At 40.1% G+C, this 16,168-nt stretch carries 19 protein-coding genes, 2 rRNA genes and 1 pseudogene (1 of these 22 cut by a window edge); 4 read left to right on the plus strand and 18 right to left on the minus strand.

The features are described 5' to 3' along the window. Positions 1-224: 224 nt before the first annotated feature. Positions 225-464, plus strand: coding sequence for a hypothetical protein (locus tag COT81_03815; GenBank protein ID PIS04918.1), 240 nt, complete (start codon positions 225-227; stop codon positions 462-464). 115 nt (positions 465-579) lie between these two features. Further along, positions 580-876 (plus strand): hypothetical protein, encoded by a 297-nt coding sequence (locus COT81_03820; GenBank protein ID PIS04919.1) that lies wholly within the window; start codon positions 580-582, stop codon positions 874-876. A gap of 131 nt (positions 877-1,007) precedes the next feature. On the opposite strand, the gene COT81_03825 is transcribed toward COT81_03820, so the two are convergent. The 10 genes from COT81_03825 to COT81_03870 form a co-directional block, all read right to left on the minus strand. After that, a complete protein-coding gene (locus tag COT81_03825; protein PIS04920.1) occupies positions 1,008-1,283 on the minus strand; it encodes a hypothetical protein in 276 nt (91 codons plus the stop codon). Positions 1,284-1,393: 110 nt separating this feature from the next. Then, entirely contained in the window at positions 1,394-1,603 is a 210-nt protein-coding gene (locus COT81_03830; protein PIS04921.1) for a hypothetical protein, read from the minus strand. Positions 1,604-1,612: 9 nt separating this feature from the next. Next, entirely contained in the window at positions 1,613-1,981 is a 369-nt protein-coding gene (locus COT81_03835) for a hypothetical protein (GenBank protein PIS04922.1), read from the minus strand. Next, entirely contained in the window at positions 1,971-2,177 is a 207-nt protein-coding gene (locus COT81_03840) for a transcriptional regulator (protein PIS04923.1), read from the minus strand. Before COT81_03840 ends, COT81_03835 begins: the two co-directional genes overlap by 11 nt. Before the next feature lie 50 nt (positions 2,178-2,227). After that, complete coding sequence (locus tag COT81_03845; GenBank protein ID PIS04924.1) at positions 2,228-3,706, minus strand: hypothetical protein; 1,479 nt, start codon at positions 3,704-3,706, stop codon at positions 2,228-2,230. Between the two features lie 2 nt (positions 3,707-3,708). Then, entirely contained in the window at positions 3,709-4,197 is a 489-nt protein-coding gene (locus COT81_03850; protein PIS04925.1) for a hypothetical protein, read from the minus strand. After that, positions 4,194-4,781, minus strand: a complete 588-nt coding sequence (locus COT81_03855) for a hypothetical protein (GenBank protein ID PIS04926.1) — start codon at positions 4,779-4,781, stop codon at positions 4,194-4,196. The genes COT81_03850 and COT81_03855 overlap by 4 nt, the downstream gene beginning before the upstream one ends. Continuing rightward, on the minus strand, positions 4,782-5,228 hold the full coding sequence (locus tag COT81_03860; GenBank protein PIS04927.1) for a hypothetical protein: 447 nt from the start codon (positions 5,226-5,228) through the stop codon (positions 4,782-4,784). Next, positions 5,228-6,439: a hypothetical protein gene (locus COT81_03865; protein ID PIS04928.1), complete on the minus strand. Its 1,212-nt coding sequence runs from the start codon at positions 6,437-6,439 to the stop codon at positions 5,228-5,230. Before COT81_03865 ends, COT81_03860 begins: the two co-directional genes overlap by 1 nt. A gap of 2 nt (positions 6,440-6,441) precedes the next feature. After that, entirely contained in the window at positions 6,442-8,187 is a 1,746-nt protein-coding gene (locus tag COT81_03870; protein ID PIS04929.1) for a hypothetical protein, read from the minus strand. A 202-nt stretch (positions 8,188-8,389) separates the two neighbouring features. On the opposite strand from COT81_03870, the gene COT81_03875 reads away from it, so the two are divergent. After that, complete coding sequence (locus tag COT81_03875; protein PIS04930.1) at positions 8,390-9,130, plus strand: hypothetical protein; 741 nt, start codon at positions 8,390-8,392, stop codon at positions 9,128-9,130. A 105-nt stretch (positions 9,131-9,235) separates the two neighbouring features. Next, positions 9,236-9,451, plus strand: a pseudogene (locus COT81_03880) (ATPase V). An 85-nt stretch (positions 9,452-9,536) separates the two neighbouring features. Here the strand turns inward: COT81_03880 and COT81_03885 are convergent. The 8 genes from COT81_03885 to COT81_03920 form a co-directional block, all read right to left on the minus strand. Next, the gene (locus COT81_03885) at positions 9,537-10,802 is read right to left on the minus strand and encodes a DNA helicase UvrD (protein ID PIS04931.1); all 1,266 of its coding nucleotides are present in this window, start codon (positions 10,800-10,802) and stop codon (positions 9,537-9,539) included. After that, positions 10,802-11,551: a hypothetical protein gene (locus tag COT81_03890; GenBank protein ID PIS04932.1), complete on the minus strand. Its 750-nt coding sequence runs from the start codon at positions 11,549-11,551 to the stop codon at positions 10,802-10,804. Before COT81_03890 ends, COT81_03885 begins: the two co-directional genes overlap by 1 nt. A gap of 2 nt (positions 11,552-11,553) precedes the next feature. Further along, the gene (locus tag COT81_03895) at positions 11,554-12,567 is read right to left on the minus strand and encodes a type I glyceraldehyde-3-phosphate dehydrogenase (protein PIS04933.1); all 1,014 of its coding nucleotides are present in this window, start codon (positions 12,565-12,567) and stop codon (positions 11,554-11,556) included. A gap of 51 nt (positions 12,568-12,618) precedes the next feature. Further along, the gene (locus tag COT81_03900) at positions 12,619-13,671 is read right to left on the minus strand and encodes a fructose-bisphosphate aldolase (protein PIS04934.1); all 1,053 of its coding nucleotides are present in this window, start codon (positions 13,669-13,671) and stop codon (positions 12,619-12,621) included. Between the two features lie 2 nt (positions 13,672-13,673). Further along, positions 13,674-14,645 (minus strand): fructose-bisphosphatase class II, encoded by a 972-nt coding sequence (gene glpX / locus COT81_03905; GenBank protein ID PIS04935.1) that lies wholly within the window; start codon positions 14,643-14,645, stop codon positions 13,674-13,676. Positions 14,646-14,705: 60 nt separating this feature from the next. Next, complete coding sequence (locus tag COT81_03910; protein ID PIS04936.1) at positions 14,706-15,476, minus strand: hypothetical protein; 771 nt, start codon at positions 15,474-15,476, stop codon at positions 14,706-14,708. A gap of 48 nt (positions 15,477-15,524) precedes the next feature. Next, positions 15,525-15,632 (minus strand): 5S ribosomal RNA (gene rrf, locus COT81_03915). Positions 15,633-15,840: 208 nt separating this feature from the next. Next, positions 15,841-16,168 (minus strand): 23S ribosomal RNA (locus COT81_03920); its annotated part runs 1,658 nt beyond the window's last position; the annotation flags it as partial.

Below are 16,168 nucleotides of genomic sequence, written 5' to 3' on the forward strand. Positions count from 1 at the left end.
TGTTAATGCACTGTCTAGCTTTTTGACATCGCTTTTAATCATACTTAACAATATCGTTAAGTATATATCTAATGTATACCAATGTCAATAATTTTGCAAGTGGCAATTTACACCGGCTGAGCAAACCAAAAATTTCCTTCTCCTCTTTCCGCCTTGCGGCGGGGGGTCTGGGGGGAGCCGCACCCCAGTAGTAGAGCAAAGCTCACTACGGGGCAGGCAAAAAAATGAAAGGAAAATTTTTGGGTTTGCCGCGCGCGACCAGCGGGAGCGAGTCCGAGGCGCGCAGAGAGAATCACCACGCAATCCGAGCGTACGATTCAGTTTCGAGCCACCTCGCACGCGGCGCGTGCGCCTGTCCGCCTCTGGCGGAAAGTCAATCGCTTCGCGATTGGAAAAAGGTTCGCGCAAAGGTTAGTATTTCACCACCATTGCAACCCGCCGTGTGCGGGTTTTTTATTTTTTAGTAATTTACCTCACAATTTAATGTAAAGTTAACTTGACATTGATTTTTAAAACATTATAATACTGTTAGGTCGAAATGAGTACTCATATATCTAATAATATTAACTTGCAAATGTTATGAAAAAAGCATTAGTTATTGCAAGCCTGAGCGTTTTAGCCCTTCCCGCATTTGTTTTTGCGCAAGTACCGGAAAAAACCGACGGCTTTGTTTGCCCGGTAATTACTGCTGAAGCAGTTGGTGAACATAATCCTCAAGCCGGTGCATTAGGCGACGGGAACTACACCATTCCGCCTCATGGCGGTGCGGCTCATGTTCCGATTCCGCTACACGCCACCAATGGCGATGGCGCTGGATCCCCTGGTGATTCCAGTGCACCTGGAGACACTGACTACACCGCTATTTGGGCTCGTTAAAATAGCCCAACCAAAAAAGAGGCCAAGCTAGCCTCTTTTTTGAAAAACCTATTTTATTAAAGAGCCTTTTTCTTGTTCCAGGCTTTCCATAAACTCTTGTACCGTCATATCATAAACATCTAGTGTCATTTTTAACTCGCTAATATTTTAGGGCGATGATTTGTGTCCTGAATAGCTTTTTCATGTGCTCTTTGCAATATTAATTTAAACCTCTCTTCATTTATGCCTACATCACGCAATTTTAAATCCGCACTTTCCTCCTGCGTCTGCTTAAAATGTTCGCGAACTTGATCAGCTACAGAATCTAAAAACACCCCATAAAACTCAGCATCTCTACGGCCTTCAGCGTGCCTTTCCTTGTTAGCTAAAGCCTGCATTTCTTCAGCAGGTGTATGTTCTCTTGCCATATATTTAACAACTTAATTGTTTTAACTAAAAAAACATATTCAATACAATTTAGCAAAATATTAAAAAGGGGTTAAAACCCCTTTTTAATATTTTACAATAAAATCTGCAACTAATTTATAACCGGCTCTCCCTCCATCATGGCGTCACCCTCCATTTTATCGCCTTCCATCATGGCATCTTCTGGAGCCGTGCTTTGACTTGAGTAATAATATGCCCCAGCACCTATAGCTATCAAAATCAAAACGATAACTACAATCAACCCGGTCTTTTTGCCCGATTTTGAAGGCATAGATTCTGGCTGCATTTGTGTGTCGTTCATAGATATTTGTTAATTATTAATTTGATTATAAATTCGACCTATTATTTTAGCTAAAACCATCACGCCCAAAGCCGCAACCAGCCACGGATCTGGAGCCTGATGCTTAAAACTTTCCACTAATATAGCTACCACCAAAACTAAAGCGCCGGCTAAAAATGCCATTCTCCCAGAAAGCATAATGTGCCATGTTTCTCTCTCGTCTCGCCCCTTTTCTTTCCAAATAAATCCAGCAAAAATAGCAAAAGCTACAATCAGGCCAGCGGCTATCATCATTAAGTACATATCAGCCATATATAGTTTAAAGGGATTAAGAAAAAGTGTGAGCAAAAGAATTAAAATTCCGCCCAAAATTACCTCTGGTAAGTATTTATTTTTCATAAATAAATAGATCTTCAACTGACTTATTAAAAAATTTAGCAAGTTTCAACGCCAACAAAACTGAAGGTATATAATTTCCTTTTTCCAAAGCAATAATAGTTTGGCGCGTCACGCCAACTGCTGAGGCTAGTTCTTCTTGAGTAACATTTAATTTCGTTCTTAGGCTTTGGACTTTATTGGAAACTGACTGTGGCATAGTCCATTAATCATACCAAAATCAATACTCAACGTCAAGGCAACTTTACATTATAACTCCACCCAAGTTCCTAATGAAGTGCCGACTGCCTCGCCGCCGCCGCTTGGAATAGTAAATGCCGACAGTAGTGGGTTGTAAGTAACCTCGCTTCTTTCCTCAAGATGCAAAGTCAGCGCCGCTGCGGCGTTTAAAAAACCATTATTTTTTACTTTTAAACGGCCATATATGGCGGCAAAAACAATAGAAGTAGAGTTATTGCTGGCGTACACTGCCGGCTCATCAAGATCATCGCTAGTGCTTGTTGAAATCATAATAACAAAACTGGGATCACACTCTAAATTTCCATTAGGATCGCTTTCGCTGTTATCAAAAGAAGTTTGACACTCAGGGTCTTCAGGGAAATCCTCCAAACCATCGCCGTCATTATCAATCTCATCGTAACATTGAGGTAGTGGGTCTGTACAAGACGACTGAATGTTAAGATTATTTTCAACATTAATTATTCCTTCGGCTATAAAAACTAATGCCGCTCCCGGCGGCACAGATTCATGAATGCGTAGTGTGCCATTATTAATTAATACTATATCGCCAGACACATATACATTCCCAGCCAATGTTAAATCACCGTTCACTGGCATTTTTAATCCAACCGAGCTCCCGTCGCCACTCGGACCAATTTTTTGGGCTCCTAAAGTATCGCCAATTGGAACACAATACCAATCAAAATCACCATCTAAATCTTCATCGTCGCAATTCCCCAGCACCACGTCTGTTATTTCATCACGCCATGTATCTATGTCGGTTTGAATGATAGGAAAATCTTTAAACCCTGGGTCAGTTCCAACCAAAACACTGCCTCCAACTACAGTATCTGGATCAATGGTTTGAGTACTGTCTATATAGGCATCACCTAGCACGTGTGAGTTAATAATGTTAAAAGCGTGGACATCCCCGACTATGCCCTCTTGAGGGGCATGTCCGATATTGCTAACTCTATTCTCGTTGCTTGGACCATAATAATTCCAAACATTACCAACAATTTCACTGTTATTGCTGCCCCTAATATCTCCGTTTGAATACACGTCGCCAAAAATCTTACTATTATTATCCATTACTATCCCGCCAGCACCGCCTTGAATGGCATAGTCAAAGCCAGACCCAAAAGACGATGTATTGGCAATAACTTGGACTTCTCTTTGTTCTCCGGTTGATGCGGTGGCGTGTGAGCTAACTATTCTTTGAAATGAATTATCAGGATCAATCCCAATGTTGACTAAGATATTAGTATCTTCATAAGGAATATAATAAGTACCAGCGGTAAAGCCATTTATGCGCCACAAGGCATCGTTTAAACCGGCTTCAGCGGCATAAAAAGTTTCTTCAAAAGCTCCTCCTTGATTAGACAGGCGTAACTCTCCAATGGCCAAAATTGACAAGGTTAACATTACCGACAAAGCAAAAGCCGACACCCCGGCAAGTGTTAATATTGCTATGACGCCTTGTTTGTTTTTTGTTAATTGAGTCCACATATTTAATATATACCTCGCCTAACGGTTGCGGCAGTTGATAAATCAATCAAATAGTTTCTTTCAACATTAGCGTTCGGATTACCTTGCTCAACGGTTAAATCAATTTCTATCACATTGCTCACGTTGTTATCAAAAGTCAAGGCTGTAACACGTACTTCATCGCTTGAAATCGGCGCTCCGTCTAAAGTTACAGCATTAGTTAAATTGTCGTAGGCTAAAGTGATGACGGTATCATCGGTTCGAGTTAATTGAATTGACTCGCCCGGAAAAGTACCTGAAAAATCTTTAGCGGTTTTTATTTCTTGGCTCAAGCGCGCAAGTATTAAACGGCTATTTTGATGAACCTCTTTAACCGTAATTATACGCGCAGAATTATCTATTACATCCACTACGAAAGAAGTAAAAATAACAGCACTGGCTGCAATTAAAGCAACATAAATTAACATCTCAATTAAAGTAAACCCCTCCCTTGGGCGCAAATCCTCTATCATATTATATTCGGCCACGCCGTAAAAATATTTGAAATACTAAAGGCTTGCGTTGCGCCGCGCTCTTGCCACGTCACTGTCACACTTATATTTTTTGAGCTATCATCGCTATAAGCACACCCACTATCTTCAATTTCACCAAACTGCTTGGTGCGGCACACATTTTCTATTGTTATCACCCGGCTAAAACGATTGTCTTGTGGTACCGCGGCTAAATTTTGTTGCAATACCCAAGTCGTGCCGTTAAACTCTAAATGATATTCAGTGCCGCTATAACTTAAAGGGTAAGTAGTCCAACAGCTATTGTAAGCTCCTACTGGCTCACAAGTCTGCCCATCGCGAGTACATTGTCCATCACCGCAAGAATCATCAACCCCACAAACACAAGCAAAAAAATCGTTTTGCATGGCTACCATAATCTCCATTGATTCCTGGGCGAAAGCGGCGGCCTTGGTGTTATTTAAGCTAGTATGCGCCAAGCGCAAATTTGAACTTAGCACCCTGCCAACCACTACCACCATAAAACCAACCAAGGCAATCGCAATGATTACCTCAATTAAACCAAAGCCCTCGTCACGCAATTTCATTTATAAAAGACTTACTTTGCCACTAGCGTCAACTTGGATAGTCATAGTGTTGCCGCCACCATCTGTTAAAATAATAGTATTATTTGTGGCTGTTCCGTTTTTCCTAACAAACCTAACTTCCGGGCCATCACTGCTAGATAAAGAAACTCCATCGGTTAAATCATGAGTTGTGCCATAAGTATAGGTCTCATCTTCATCGACCGAAAAAATTACAAAATCATCACTATGTAAATAAATTCCGTGATCTGAAAAAGCTTCTCCCACAATAGCTTTATTTTGGGTCATGCGTAAACTGTTCACTAACTTATAAGCATCATCTTTTAAGGCTAAACTGCTGTTCAAAGAATGAAAAGCTGGGATGCCAATAACAAAAACAATTATCAAAACACCCAGGGCTAAAAGTAACTCAATAGCTGTAAAACCTTTAGGCTTATCTGATAATTTCATTAGATTGTTTCCACAAATTTCCAAATCGGGGTCAAGACTGCCACCGCAATGAATCCTACGACTCCCCCAATAAATAGCAAAAGCAGCGGCTCAATGACTACTGATAAATTATTCAAGGTGTTAGTGACTGACGTCTCGTAAAAAATAGCAAGCTTTTCGTACATTCTATCCACCTTGCCAGTTTTTTCTCCCACCTCTAACATGCGGATCAAAATAGGTGGATACAATTTTGGATAACCGGATAAAATTTCTGTCAGCGGAATGCCTTTGCGAACCAGGTCAACCGAAGCCTCTAAGGATTGTTTGTAATGAGTATTGTAAGTGACTGAAGCGGTCATCAAAATAGCCTGATCAACTGATACTCCACTTTTAAGCAACGAACCCATAGCTCGACTAATCCTCGCTAAGTTAAATTCCGTCACAATTTTTTTCAACACTGGCAATTTCAGCTTAACTAAATCCCACTGCATTCTACCGCGTGGCTTTGATATCCAAACCTTAAAAGACCCAAACGCAAGCAACAAAAACAAAGGCACCGCCACAATTCCATAATTTGTTAAAAATTCACTTAACCCAATAAGAAAACGTGTCGCCAATGGAAGTTCCACGCTATAGTCAGTTAAAATTTCAGCGATTTTTGGTACTACAAAGGTTAACATTAATCCGACAATAGCAAGAGCCGCTGCGATTATTACCGACGGATAAATCATCGCCCCCCGCACTTTGGTTATCAGTTCATAATCTTTTTCTTGCTGTTCCAACAAATGCAATAATACTTCATCTAATTTACCGCTTTGCTCCCCCACCATAACTAAGTTTATAAAAAAAGGAGAGAAATACCTTTCGTGGTTGCGTAGCGCAATATTCAAAGTCTGGCCCGAGCGGACATTTTTATGTATGTCTAATAAAATATCCTTAAATTTGTAGTTATCAGTTTGTTCAGCTGTAATTTTTACGGCTTCATCTAAAGCGATGCCGGATTCCAACAAAGTATAAAGGTGGCGAGTAAAAAAAATTTTGTCTAAGCGGGTTACGCGGTTAATGCTATGATTAATTTTTTCAAATTTAACGTTACGTTCCTTTTTAAGATTAACTACTAAAAATCCTTCCTGTTCTAAGGTAGCACTGGCTCGCTTTGGGCTGCGTGCCTGAATATGACCGCGGACAGTCGAATTAGCTTGGTCGACAGCCGTATAGGAAAATTGAGCCATAATTATTGGTAGGTCACCCTAATTACTTCATCCAGGGTTGTTTTGCCTTCAAAAACCTTTAATAAACCGTCTTCTTGCATGGTTAGAGCGCCTTGTTCAACAGCATAACTTCTAATATCATCGGCCGACGCATTAGCTAAAATCATCTTATGTATGTGGTCATCATTTCTTAACATCTCATATATTCCAATCCGCCCTCGGTAGCCAGACTTGTTGCACTTATTACAGCCTCGCCCTTTTCCAAACTTTATATTTTCAAATTTTTCATCGGCGTTAATATAGCCAAGCTTTTGCAGCTTTAAAAAGATTTTTTGTAAATCAAAATATCGTTGATATCTTTCAAAGGCTTTACTGTCTGTTCTAACGTAGGATCGACAACTGCTACAGATTTTTCTAACCAAGCGTTGGCCAATAATAGTATCAACCACAGAAGCCACTAAGTAAGGCTGAACGCCCATTTCAATTAATCGTTGGGGCGCTAAAAAAGCGCTATTGGTATGCAGCGTTGATAAAACTAAATGGCCAGTCATGGCTGAATTAACTGAAATCTCACCCGTCTCTTGGTCTCTAATTTCTCCAACCATCAAAATATTAGGATCTTGCCGCAATAATGATCTTAATCCTGAAGCAAAAGTCACTCCGCCATTTGGATTAATTTGAGATTGGTTAATGCCATCCAATCCATATTCAATTGGGTCTTCAATGGTGCAAATATTTACATCTTCTTTGTTCAATAATCTTAAAATAGTGTATAAGGTTGTCGTTTTACCAGAACCAGTAGGTCCAGTAACTAACAACATGCCCTGTGTTTTATTAGCCTCACTCTTAATAAATGTATAATCCCTTTTATTCAACCCCAGCTTTGTCAAGCTAAAATCCTTTTCGGTAGTATCTAATATTCTTAAAACTATTTTACTGCCGTACATAGTTGGCATCACTGATACCCGCATCGCCACATCACGATCCTCATATCTGTAATTAAATCGTCCGTCTTGAGGTTTTTTATGCTCATCAATTTTTAATTTGGCAATCAACTTGATTCGAGCTAAAATAGCGGGATGTAATTGCTTTGGCAACTCAACTACTTTTTGCAACATTCCATCAACCCTAAATCTCACTGTCACTTTTCTGCCATTCGGTTCAATGTGAACGTCAGATGCTTTATTTAAAAGACCTCGATCTAAAATTGAATCTACCATCTTTATTACCGGCACGAAATTAGCCATATTCTCTTCGGTGTCATCAACGTCCATCGCCTCCTTCATGCTGGATTTAATGATTTGTTCAAATTCATCTGCCAATTTATTTTTGTAACGACGTAGGGCTATTTGAATATCTTTAGGCGTAGTCACAAAAACAAACGGCTCCAAACCAGTTTTCTTTTTAATAAAGTCGATTGTTTGTTGATTTTCAGGAGCAGTAGTAGCGACATTAATTATATTACGATCTTTTTTAAATAAAACGACTGAATACATTTCTGCCACCTCCTTGGGTATCAAATTCAAAATTTGAGGGGAAATTTGACGCTTATGCAGGTTTACCTTCGGGGCTTCAAAAACACGTTCATAAACTTTAAGCAAAACATCATCCGGATAATTAACATTTTCCAAAAGTAAATGAGTAACATATTTTCGCTCATTGCGAGCTTGCTTCAAAACACCCTTAAACTCATCCTTGGTTAAAAGGCCTTCATTTTCAAGCTCTTTCCAAAGCTTGTAATACAAATTATTGAACTTTTTTAACACCATAAAAATAGTCACTTAACTCGTAATCATTACTATATTTACCATATTTTGTCAATAGTAAAAGTTAAATTACACCTCATCGTTAAATTTACTTTTGACAAAATATCCGACATTAAATAAGTAATAAAATGATAAAAATGTTATGCTTTATCTAAGATATATTTTTATTTAAACTTTTTACTTTTTCTTGTTTTAAAAATAAATTATGAGCCAAGAACAAAAACATCTAAAAAAGAGATACCAAAAAACCGCCGTCGCAAAAAAGTACATTAAAAAACGTTTTACTGATCCCGTTTGGCAAGCCGAACATGATGTCCAAATAAAAACAATAAATAATTTTTTAAAACAACAAGAGCCGAATCTAGTCTTAAATTTAGCCTGCGGGCCCGGAAGGATCACTCAAGATTTAAAGCACGTCAATCGCGGCGTTGCCGCTGACATAAGCGGCGCGATGCTAGCTGAGGCCAGCCGCCGCTTAGATCACAAAAAATGGAAGTTAAAAAAAGTTGATGCCTTTAATTTACCCTTTCCAAACAATCACTTTGATGCCGTGATTTCGTTTCGCTTTATTCGACACTTTAGGCAAACTGATAGAAATAAATTATTGGCTGAAATAAATCGCGTTTTAAAGCCTGAAGGTGTTTTAATATTTGATGCTTTAAATAAAAACATGCAACGCAATTATTATTTTGAAAAATTTACCGTTGCCTTTAGGCCGGAAGCACAAGGATTTTTTGACGCTTTATGGACTATCGATTCTTTACACCAAGAATTGGAATATAATCATTTGACTATAACAAAAATAATTTCAATTATTAATCACCCAAATTTATATGTAAAATTACAAAAGATTTTTCTTAAACAATTAAGCAAGAAAATAATAGAAAGACTAGATTATTTTAAAACTAAACATAACTTTGAGTGGATAATTATGTGCAAGAAATAAAAACAAACTATTGTTTGTTTAATATTTTTTATGTATAATTATATACACGCAAATTTAATTGTACATTAAACACATTTTAACGAAAGGAGGTGTTGCACCATGCCAGCACGCAAACGAAGACGAACAGCTAAAAAAGCTGCTCCCAAAAAGAGAAAGACTGCCCGACGTAAAACAGCGGCTAAACGAAAGCCAGCTAAACGAAAAACTACTAAGAGAAAAGCGGCTAAACGAAAGCCAGCTAAACGAAAAACTACTAAGAGAAAAGCGGCTAAACGAAAGCCAGCTAAACGAAAGCCAGCTAAGCGACGACGTAAAAAATAAACAAAAAACCCCGAAATTTCGGGGTTTTTTGCTTGAGAAAATTTAACTGTTTTATATCATAATTAAATTCGCAATCCTAAAACAACTAAAGCCAACTTGATTGCTCTGGTTTTTTTAATAGTTCTTTTCTTTCTTTGTCGCTTAATGTAGCCACGTGCCCATAAGTCCCATCATAACCAGCAGTTAAATTTACCTTTTTATTACGCACGTTCATAATTCCCCGTGTAATTATTTCCCCGGCAATTTTTTTTAACTTATTTTCAGGAATATTTAACAAAACATTAAACTCGTTTTCACCTTTTTCAATAATATTCATATACAAGTTATCCACAGTTTTAGTTTTCTTATTTTTATTAACTACCTCGGCAATAATTTCTTTTAACGGCACAACGCTTTTGTATGGAATAAAATTATTTTCTTTTATTTTTTCACGGCTCGCTAAATCATCAACTCGGTGCATTACTCCAACTGTCAGAGGCCGTTTACATTTAGGGCAAACATTTTTTTGTCGTTTAGTTTCTTGTGGCTCCATCGAAATATGGCAATTGCGATGTCCGTCTAAATGATACATGCCTTCTTCAGGAAAAAATTCCAGCGTGTACAAAAATTTTTTCTTATCCTTGTTTTTAATTGCTTCAATAATCGCCTTATAACTTAACTCTTGTTCACTAAAGCTAAATACGTTCGCTTCCCGTCCCAAATTTTCCGGAGAATGGGCATCAGAATTTGAAATTAATGTGAGCTTATCCAACTCTTTGACTGACCAATTCATCGGTGGGTCTGAAGACAAGCCAGTTTCAATGGCAAAGATGTGATCGGTTAAATCTTCATAGCACTCAGCGATTGAATCAAAACCGGACTTTGAGCCCAATACCCCAAACCATGGCGTCCAGGCGTGGGCTGGGATCATGATACAATCAGGTGATGCTTCTAAAATTAAAGTTAATAAATCCTTAGCTGACATGCCTAAAATCGGTCGGCCATCTGATGCAAGTTTCGCCCCGCGCCTAGCCAATACTGAATTTATTTTTTCAACAATTTCTAAATTAGGCGCCCAAATTAAAATATGTAGGCGGCGCACTTTGCCACCTTGAGAAAAGATGCAGGCAACTTCAGTCGCAAATAAAAAATGAACCGACTTCGGGTCATTTTTTAATTTATACAAACCATTGCCCTGATCTTTGATTTGTGCCTTCACGCTGGCTAGCCATTTTGGATGCGTCCAGTCCGGAATGCCCAAGACTTGAATGCCTTTGCGCTTAGCCCACAAGTTTAAATTATCAAGCGTTAGTTGCGGCGAGCACGCCCGGGCGTATGGAGAGTGAACATGTAAATCAGCGATAATTTCCATTACGTGGCTAATTTTTCAACCAACTTAAGCTGACCTTGAGAATTAACACCTAAAGCCTCAATCGGCTCAATGGAAATTGACCCAACCTTTGCGCCTTCGGCCATAGCTACTTGCAATAAATCAGTTAAATAGTACTCGCCTTGGGCGTTGGCATTATTTAACTGCATAATATGATCTTGCAACCATTCACGATTAAAACAATAATAACCAGGGTTTACTTCTTTGATTTTTTTTTGTTCTTCGGTGGCATCGCGGCGTTCTACAATGCCAGTAATTTTGTCAGTATTTTCAGGGTCCCTAATAATGCGGCCAAAATCAACAAATGTTTCTCGCCAATCATTAAAATCTTCCACCGTAGCTGTCATTAAAGTAATGGCATTGCCAGAAATTTTATGCTCTTTAGCTAATTTAGCAATTGAACCAGACTTTAAAAAAGCATGGTCTCCGTAGAGGACAATAATATCATCAGCCTGTGCCACATCGCTTTCATCCAAGGCCACTTTAACTGCATGCCCGGTACCAAGTTGTTCGGCTTGATGGATGTAGCGGTAGTTATTACCTAACGCAGCCTGAACCTGATCTTTGCCTTTACCAACGACTATGGCAACGCGATCGCTAACTTTTGATTCTTTAATCGCGCCTAATAAATATTCGATCATTGGCCGGCCATGAATAGGCACCAAAACTTTTGGCAAGGAGTGATTCATCCGCTTCCCCTCACCGGCCGCCAAAATAACAAACTGAAGCATAGCTAAACGCGCTTGGAGATGTAATTTATGAATTTACTGATTTGGGCGATATAACCCCACTCATTGTCATACCATACAACTAAGTTTAAAAGCTTTCCGTCTACGACTTCTGTCATTAATCCATCAATAGTCGCGGCGTAGGGGCTACCTTCATAATCGACTGACACCAATGGCTCGTAAGAAATATCTAGCACGCCTTTCATTTTCCCCTTAACCGCCCTTTCAAACGCGGCATTAACTTTTTCTTTAGAAGTCGGTTTTCTAAGTTCTAACGATAAATTAAGTAACGACACAGTATTAACCGGCACCCGGTAAGCTAAGCCAGAAAACTTACCCTCAAATTCTGGCAATAATTTCTCTAGCGTGCGAGTCGCGCCGGTCGTTGTCGGTATAATTGACCGGGCGGCAGCACGGGCCCGCCGGGGATCTTTTTTGTGTGGTGAATCAACTAAATGTTGGTCATTAGTGTAGGCATGAACGGTGGTTAAATAACCCCTTGCCACATCAAACTGTTTTGCCACCTGCATAGTTGTAGCTAAACAAGTTGAAGTGCATGAGGCCGAAGAAATAACAATATGTTTTTTGGCATCAAAAGTTTCGTGATTAACTCCATACACAAAAGTTTGATCCTCTTCTTTGGCGGGGGCAGTAATTAAAACTCGTTTAGCCCCGCCGCGAATATGACGGATGGAATCTTTTTTGTGGGCATAGACTCCGGTTGATTCTAAAACTAAATCAACTCTCAACTCTTTCCAAAGCGTTCGGCTAACGTGCTCGCTTTCGTAAAACCGCAGCATTTGTTTGCCAATTCTAATTCCGTTTTTGGCCAAAGAAATGTGCTTATCCCAATCATTGTATGCTGAGTCATGTTTAATTAACGGTGCGTAATCATCGGGCCCTGAACGGCTTTGCACACCGACTATTTCTAAGTTTGGATTATCCCAATTTTGACGCAAAAAAATACGCCCCATTCGGCCCAGGCCGTTAATCGCGACTCGTAATTTACGATTTGCCATAATTACTAATATCGTCTTATTGACCCTCCCTCCTTGCGAAGGGATAGAAAACTAAGCGATTGTTACTTCGTTAGATAAATAAACATCTTGAACTGCGTGCAAAAGTTCAATCCCCTCATCCATAGATTTCTTGAAAGCCTTACGGCCGGTAATCATTCCCGTCCCGCCAGCGCGCTTGTTAATTACTGCCGTTCGCACAACTTCCTCTAAGTCACCAGCACCCTTTGACTCGCCACCGCTATTAATTAAACCAACACGCCCGGCATAACCATTTAAAACTTGATAGCGCACTAAATCAATCGGGTTATCAGATGATAAATCGGTATACATTTTTGCATGAGTCTTGCCAAACTTCAAGGCTTCAAATCCGCCATTGACCTCAGGAAATTTCTGTTTCACAATGTCCGCGCCAATTGATGCGGCCAAATGATTCGCCTGGCCTGTCATGTCGGCTGAAGTGTGATAATCTTTGCCACCCTTTTTAAATTCGCTATTGCGTAAATAGCACCAAGCCACCGTAAACATGCCTTTTTGATGCGCTAGTTCGAAAGCTTGGGCGATCTCTTGGATTTGTCGGTCTGACTCTTGAGAGCCAAAATAAATTGTGGCCCCAATGGCAACCGCGCCTAAATCGTAGGCTTGTTGAACCGAGGCAAATAAAATTTGATCATAGGTTTGCGGGTAAGTCAAAATTTCATTGTGGTTGATCTTAGCTAAAAATGGCACCTTGCCGGCATACTTTTTTGACACCATCGACAATACTCCAACCGTGGTCGCGACTGCGTTACATCCCGCTTCAACCGCTAATTTACAAATATTATCCGGGTCAAAATAAATCGGGTTTGGAGCAAATGAAGCTCCGGCGGTGTGTTCGACGCCTTGATCGACCGGCAAAATAGAAACATAACCGCTCCCCGCCAAGCGCCCCGTGTTTCTAAATTTCTCCATATTTTTAATGACCGCTCGCGATCGGTTAGAAATTGAAAAAACCCGATCCATAAAATCCGGTCCGGGTAATTCCAATAAATCCATACCCACCTTAGCCTTATAACTTAACAAGTCTTTTGCCTCGCCGCCTAAAAGTTTTTGAATATCAATGCTCATATTTATAATTTAATTGGTTCATAGCCTAGCTTATGATGAGCTTCAATAAACCGGACTGTCCCGGTAAATTTACGCATCACCACCGAATGGCTGATCGCTTGATCTTTAGTTATTCTAATCCCTTTAAGTAATGGTCCGTCAATCACGCCCGTAGCGACAAACAATAATTGATCACCCTTGGCAAAATCAGAGTTAAATAATTTCTTATCAATTTTTTTAATCCCACTTTGTTTGCATAGCTCAATTTCCTCGTCATTTTTTGGCTGCAACCGCCCTTGAATTTCTCCGCCTAAACACTGCAGCGCCGTAGCAGCTTGCACGCCCTCGGCTGAAGCGCCCACCCCCATCAATACATCAATGCCAGATTCTGGAATTGCCGTGGCAATTGCAGCTGCCACATCGCCATCGGTTATTAAAATAACGCGCGCGCCGGCATGCCTTATCTCTTTTATTAAATCTTGATGCCGGGGACGATCCAATACCACTACCATTAATTCCTCAATGTGTTTATCTAAAGCTTTAGCAATTTTTTTTAAATTATCTTTAACCGATGCATCCAAATCGATTTTACCTTTAGCTTGTGGTCCGACTGCAATTTTTCGCATATACATATCCGGCATGCGCATCAGTGATCCCTTAGCCCCAGCAGCAATAACAGCCATTGCATTCATTCGGCCCCAGGCGACCGAATCAGTGCATTCTAGCGGGTCAACCACTAAATCAATTTCTGGCTCTTTGCCATTCCCCACCAATTCGCCTTCATAAAGTTGTGGAGCTTTGTCTTTGCGCCCTTCACCAGCTACAATTTCACCTTTAAAATCAATCGCCATCAAACGTTCGCGCATCTTGTCCACGGCAACCCTATCAGCAGCAATTTTATCGCCTTTGCCGATCCACTCCGAAGCCGCCAAAGCCGACACCTCTGTCACGCGGACTAGCTCCAATGCTAAATTTCTGTCTTCTGATTTTGGCATAAATATTCAAAAAGTAATACCAATCATACCCGAAATTACCAATAAAATCAAGCTTTGCCATCATAAATTTACTTTTTTAACTATCTTGCTTAATTCATTCACAATGGCTCTATTGCCGCCCATGAAAACTCGATCACTATAATTGATTGTTGGTTGTCCATTTTTATTAACAAACACGCCGCCAGCCTCCTGAACAATTAAACTCGCCGCAAACTCAGGAAATGCATCCTTGGACAAGGCCACAACCCCCTCATACCTGCCGCAAGCAACATGACAATAATTGACTGCAATAGAATTTGCATTTCGAAATAATCTGAACTTAGATAATTCTTCAAACATTTTGCGCCCTGATGCAAAATCCGGCCAATGCCATGATAAATGATATATTACGCTTGTGTCTTTAGACTTGCGAGCTTTGGAAATATGAATTCGCTTTTTATTCAAAAAAGCACCGCGGCCGCGGAATGCTGTAAAAAGTTCATCAACCGACGGGTCATAAATAGCCGAAAATTGCACCTTGCCTTGGCTAATATGAGCTACCGCTATAGCATAATGGTGTAAACCACGGATAAAAAGACGCGTACCGCTTATTGGGTCAGCCACCCAATAATCATTTACGTGATTGAAAGTGCCGTTTTCTTCTTCGGCATAAAACTCATGCCTGGGATCATGAGATTTAATAATTTTTTTCAAACCGCGTTCAATGCGTACATCTTCCTGGGTTAAAAATTCTTTAGTCACTCCCACGTCTTTAATGCTTCCGCCATGCCGAACAATGCGTTGGCCTTCGACGGTAATGAATTTCAGCACTTCATGATAAACTTTTTGCATCTCAATTAGTATAACAATAATTTTTTAAATAAAAAATGAGGTGCAAGACCCTGGCGATGACCTACTTTCCCCACAGGGAGTATCATCGGCGCTGAAGCGCTTAACTACTGTGTTCGGGATGGGAACAGGTGTTTCCGCTTCGCAACAATCACCAGGGTGTTGAACCCCATTTTGGCAAATAGCCAATAGCTTATGGCAAATAGTTTTTAAAATACCATTTGCAATTTGCTATTAGCCACTTGCTAACGTATACGTATACCAACTTTTAACAATTTACAATTAACTTGTAACCACAGTTAACTTTTAATTGTTAACTGTCAATTGTTAATTGTGAACTGTTAATTAATAAGCAGCACAATTCTTATGATTATATGATGGACCAATTAGTACTCCTTGGCTAAACCCATTACTGGGCGTACACCTAGAGCCTATCAACCCGGTCGTCTCCCGGGGGTCTCATAATGAAATCTAATCTTGAAGACGGCTTCGCGCTTAGATGCTTTCAGCGCTTATCCAAACCGAACGTAGCTACCCAGCCATGCCCTTGGGAGAACAACTGGTACACTAGAGGTTCGTCCTTCTCGGTCCTCTCGTACTAGAGAAGGGACTTCTCAAATTTCCACGCCCGTAGCGGATAGGAGACCGAACTGTCTCACGACGTTCTGAACCCAGCTCGCGTGCCCTTTTAATTG

This window comes from Candidatus Buchananbacteria bacterium CG10_big_fil_rev_8_21_14_0_10_42_9 (assembly GCA_002773845.1).
Classification (GTDB): Bacteria; Patescibacteriota; Patescibacteriia; order Buchananbacterales; family 21-14-0-10-42-9; genus 21-14-0-10-42-9.

Coding starts and splice junctions, on each gene's coding strand:
- COT81_03900 (PIS04934.1), bottom strand. CDS start 13,671: ATGAGCATTGATATTCAAAAACTTTTAGGCGGCGAGGCAAAAGACTTG.
- COT81_03910 (PIS04936.1), bottom strand. CDS start 15,476: ATGCAAAAAGTTTATCATGAAGTGCTGAAATTCATTACCGTCGAAGGC.
- COT81_03885 (PIS04931.1), bottom strand. CDS start 10,802: ATGGAAATTATCGCTGATTTACATGTTCACTCTCCATACGCCCGGGCG.
- COT81_03855 (PIS04926.1), bottom strand. CDS start 4,781: ATGAAATTGCGTGACGAGGGCTTTGGTTTAATTGAGGTAATCATTGCG.
- COT81_03845 (PIS04924.1), bottom strand. CDS start 3,706: ATGTGGACTCAATTAACAAAAAACAAACAAGGCGTCATAGCAATATTA.
- COT81_03895 (PIS04933.1), bottom strand. CDS start 12,567: ATGGCAAATCGTAAATTACGAGTCGCGATTAACGGCCTGGGCCGAATG.
- COT81_03850 (PIS04925.1), bottom strand. CDS start 4,197: ATGATAGAGGATTTGCGCCCAAGGGAGGGGTTTACTTTAATTGAGATG.
- COT81_03875 (PIS04930.1), top strand. CDS start 8,390: ATGAGCCAAGAACAAAAACATCTAAAAAAGAGATACCAAAAAACCGCC.
- glpX (PIS04935.1), bottom strand. CDS start 14,645: ATGCCAAAATCAGAAGACAGAAATTTAGCATTGGAGCTAGTCCGCGTG.
- COT81_03860 (PIS04927.1), bottom strand. CDS start 5,228: ATGAAATTATCAGATAAGCCTAAAGGTTTTACAGCTATTGAGTTACTT.
- COT81_03830 (PIS04921.1), bottom strand. CDS start 1,603: ATGAACGACACACAAATGCAGCCAGAATCTATGCCTTCAAAATCGGGC.
- COT81_03820 (PIS04919.1), top strand. CDS start 580: ATGAAAAAAGCATTAGTTATTGCAAGCCTGAGCGTTTTAGCCCTTCCC.
- COT81_03825 (PIS04920.1), bottom strand. CDS start 1,283: ATGGCAAGAGAACATACACCTGCTGAAGAAATGCAGGCTTTAGCTAAC.
- COT81_03840 (PIS04923.1), bottom strand. CDS start 2,177: ATGCCACAGTCAGTTTCCAATAAAGTCCAAAGCCTAAGAACGAAATTA.
- COT81_03815 (PIS04918.1), top strand. CDS start 225: ATGAAAGGAAAATTTTTGGGTTTGCCGCGCGCGACCAGCGGGAGCGAG.
- COT81_03870 (PIS04929.1), bottom strand. CDS start 8,187: ATGGTGTTAAAAAAGTTCAATAATTTGTATTACAAGCTTTGGAAAGAG.
- COT81_03865 (PIS04928.1), bottom strand. CDS start 6,439: ATGGCTCAATTTTCCTATACGGCTGTCGACCAAGCTAATTCGACTGTC.
- COT81_03835 (PIS04922.1), bottom strand. CDS start 1,981: ATGAAAAATAAATACTTACCAGAGGTAATTTTGGGCGGAATTTTAATT.
- COT81_03890 (PIS04932.1), bottom strand. CDS start 11,551: ATGCTTCAGTTTGTTATTTTGGCGGCCGGTGAGGGGAAGCGGATGAAT.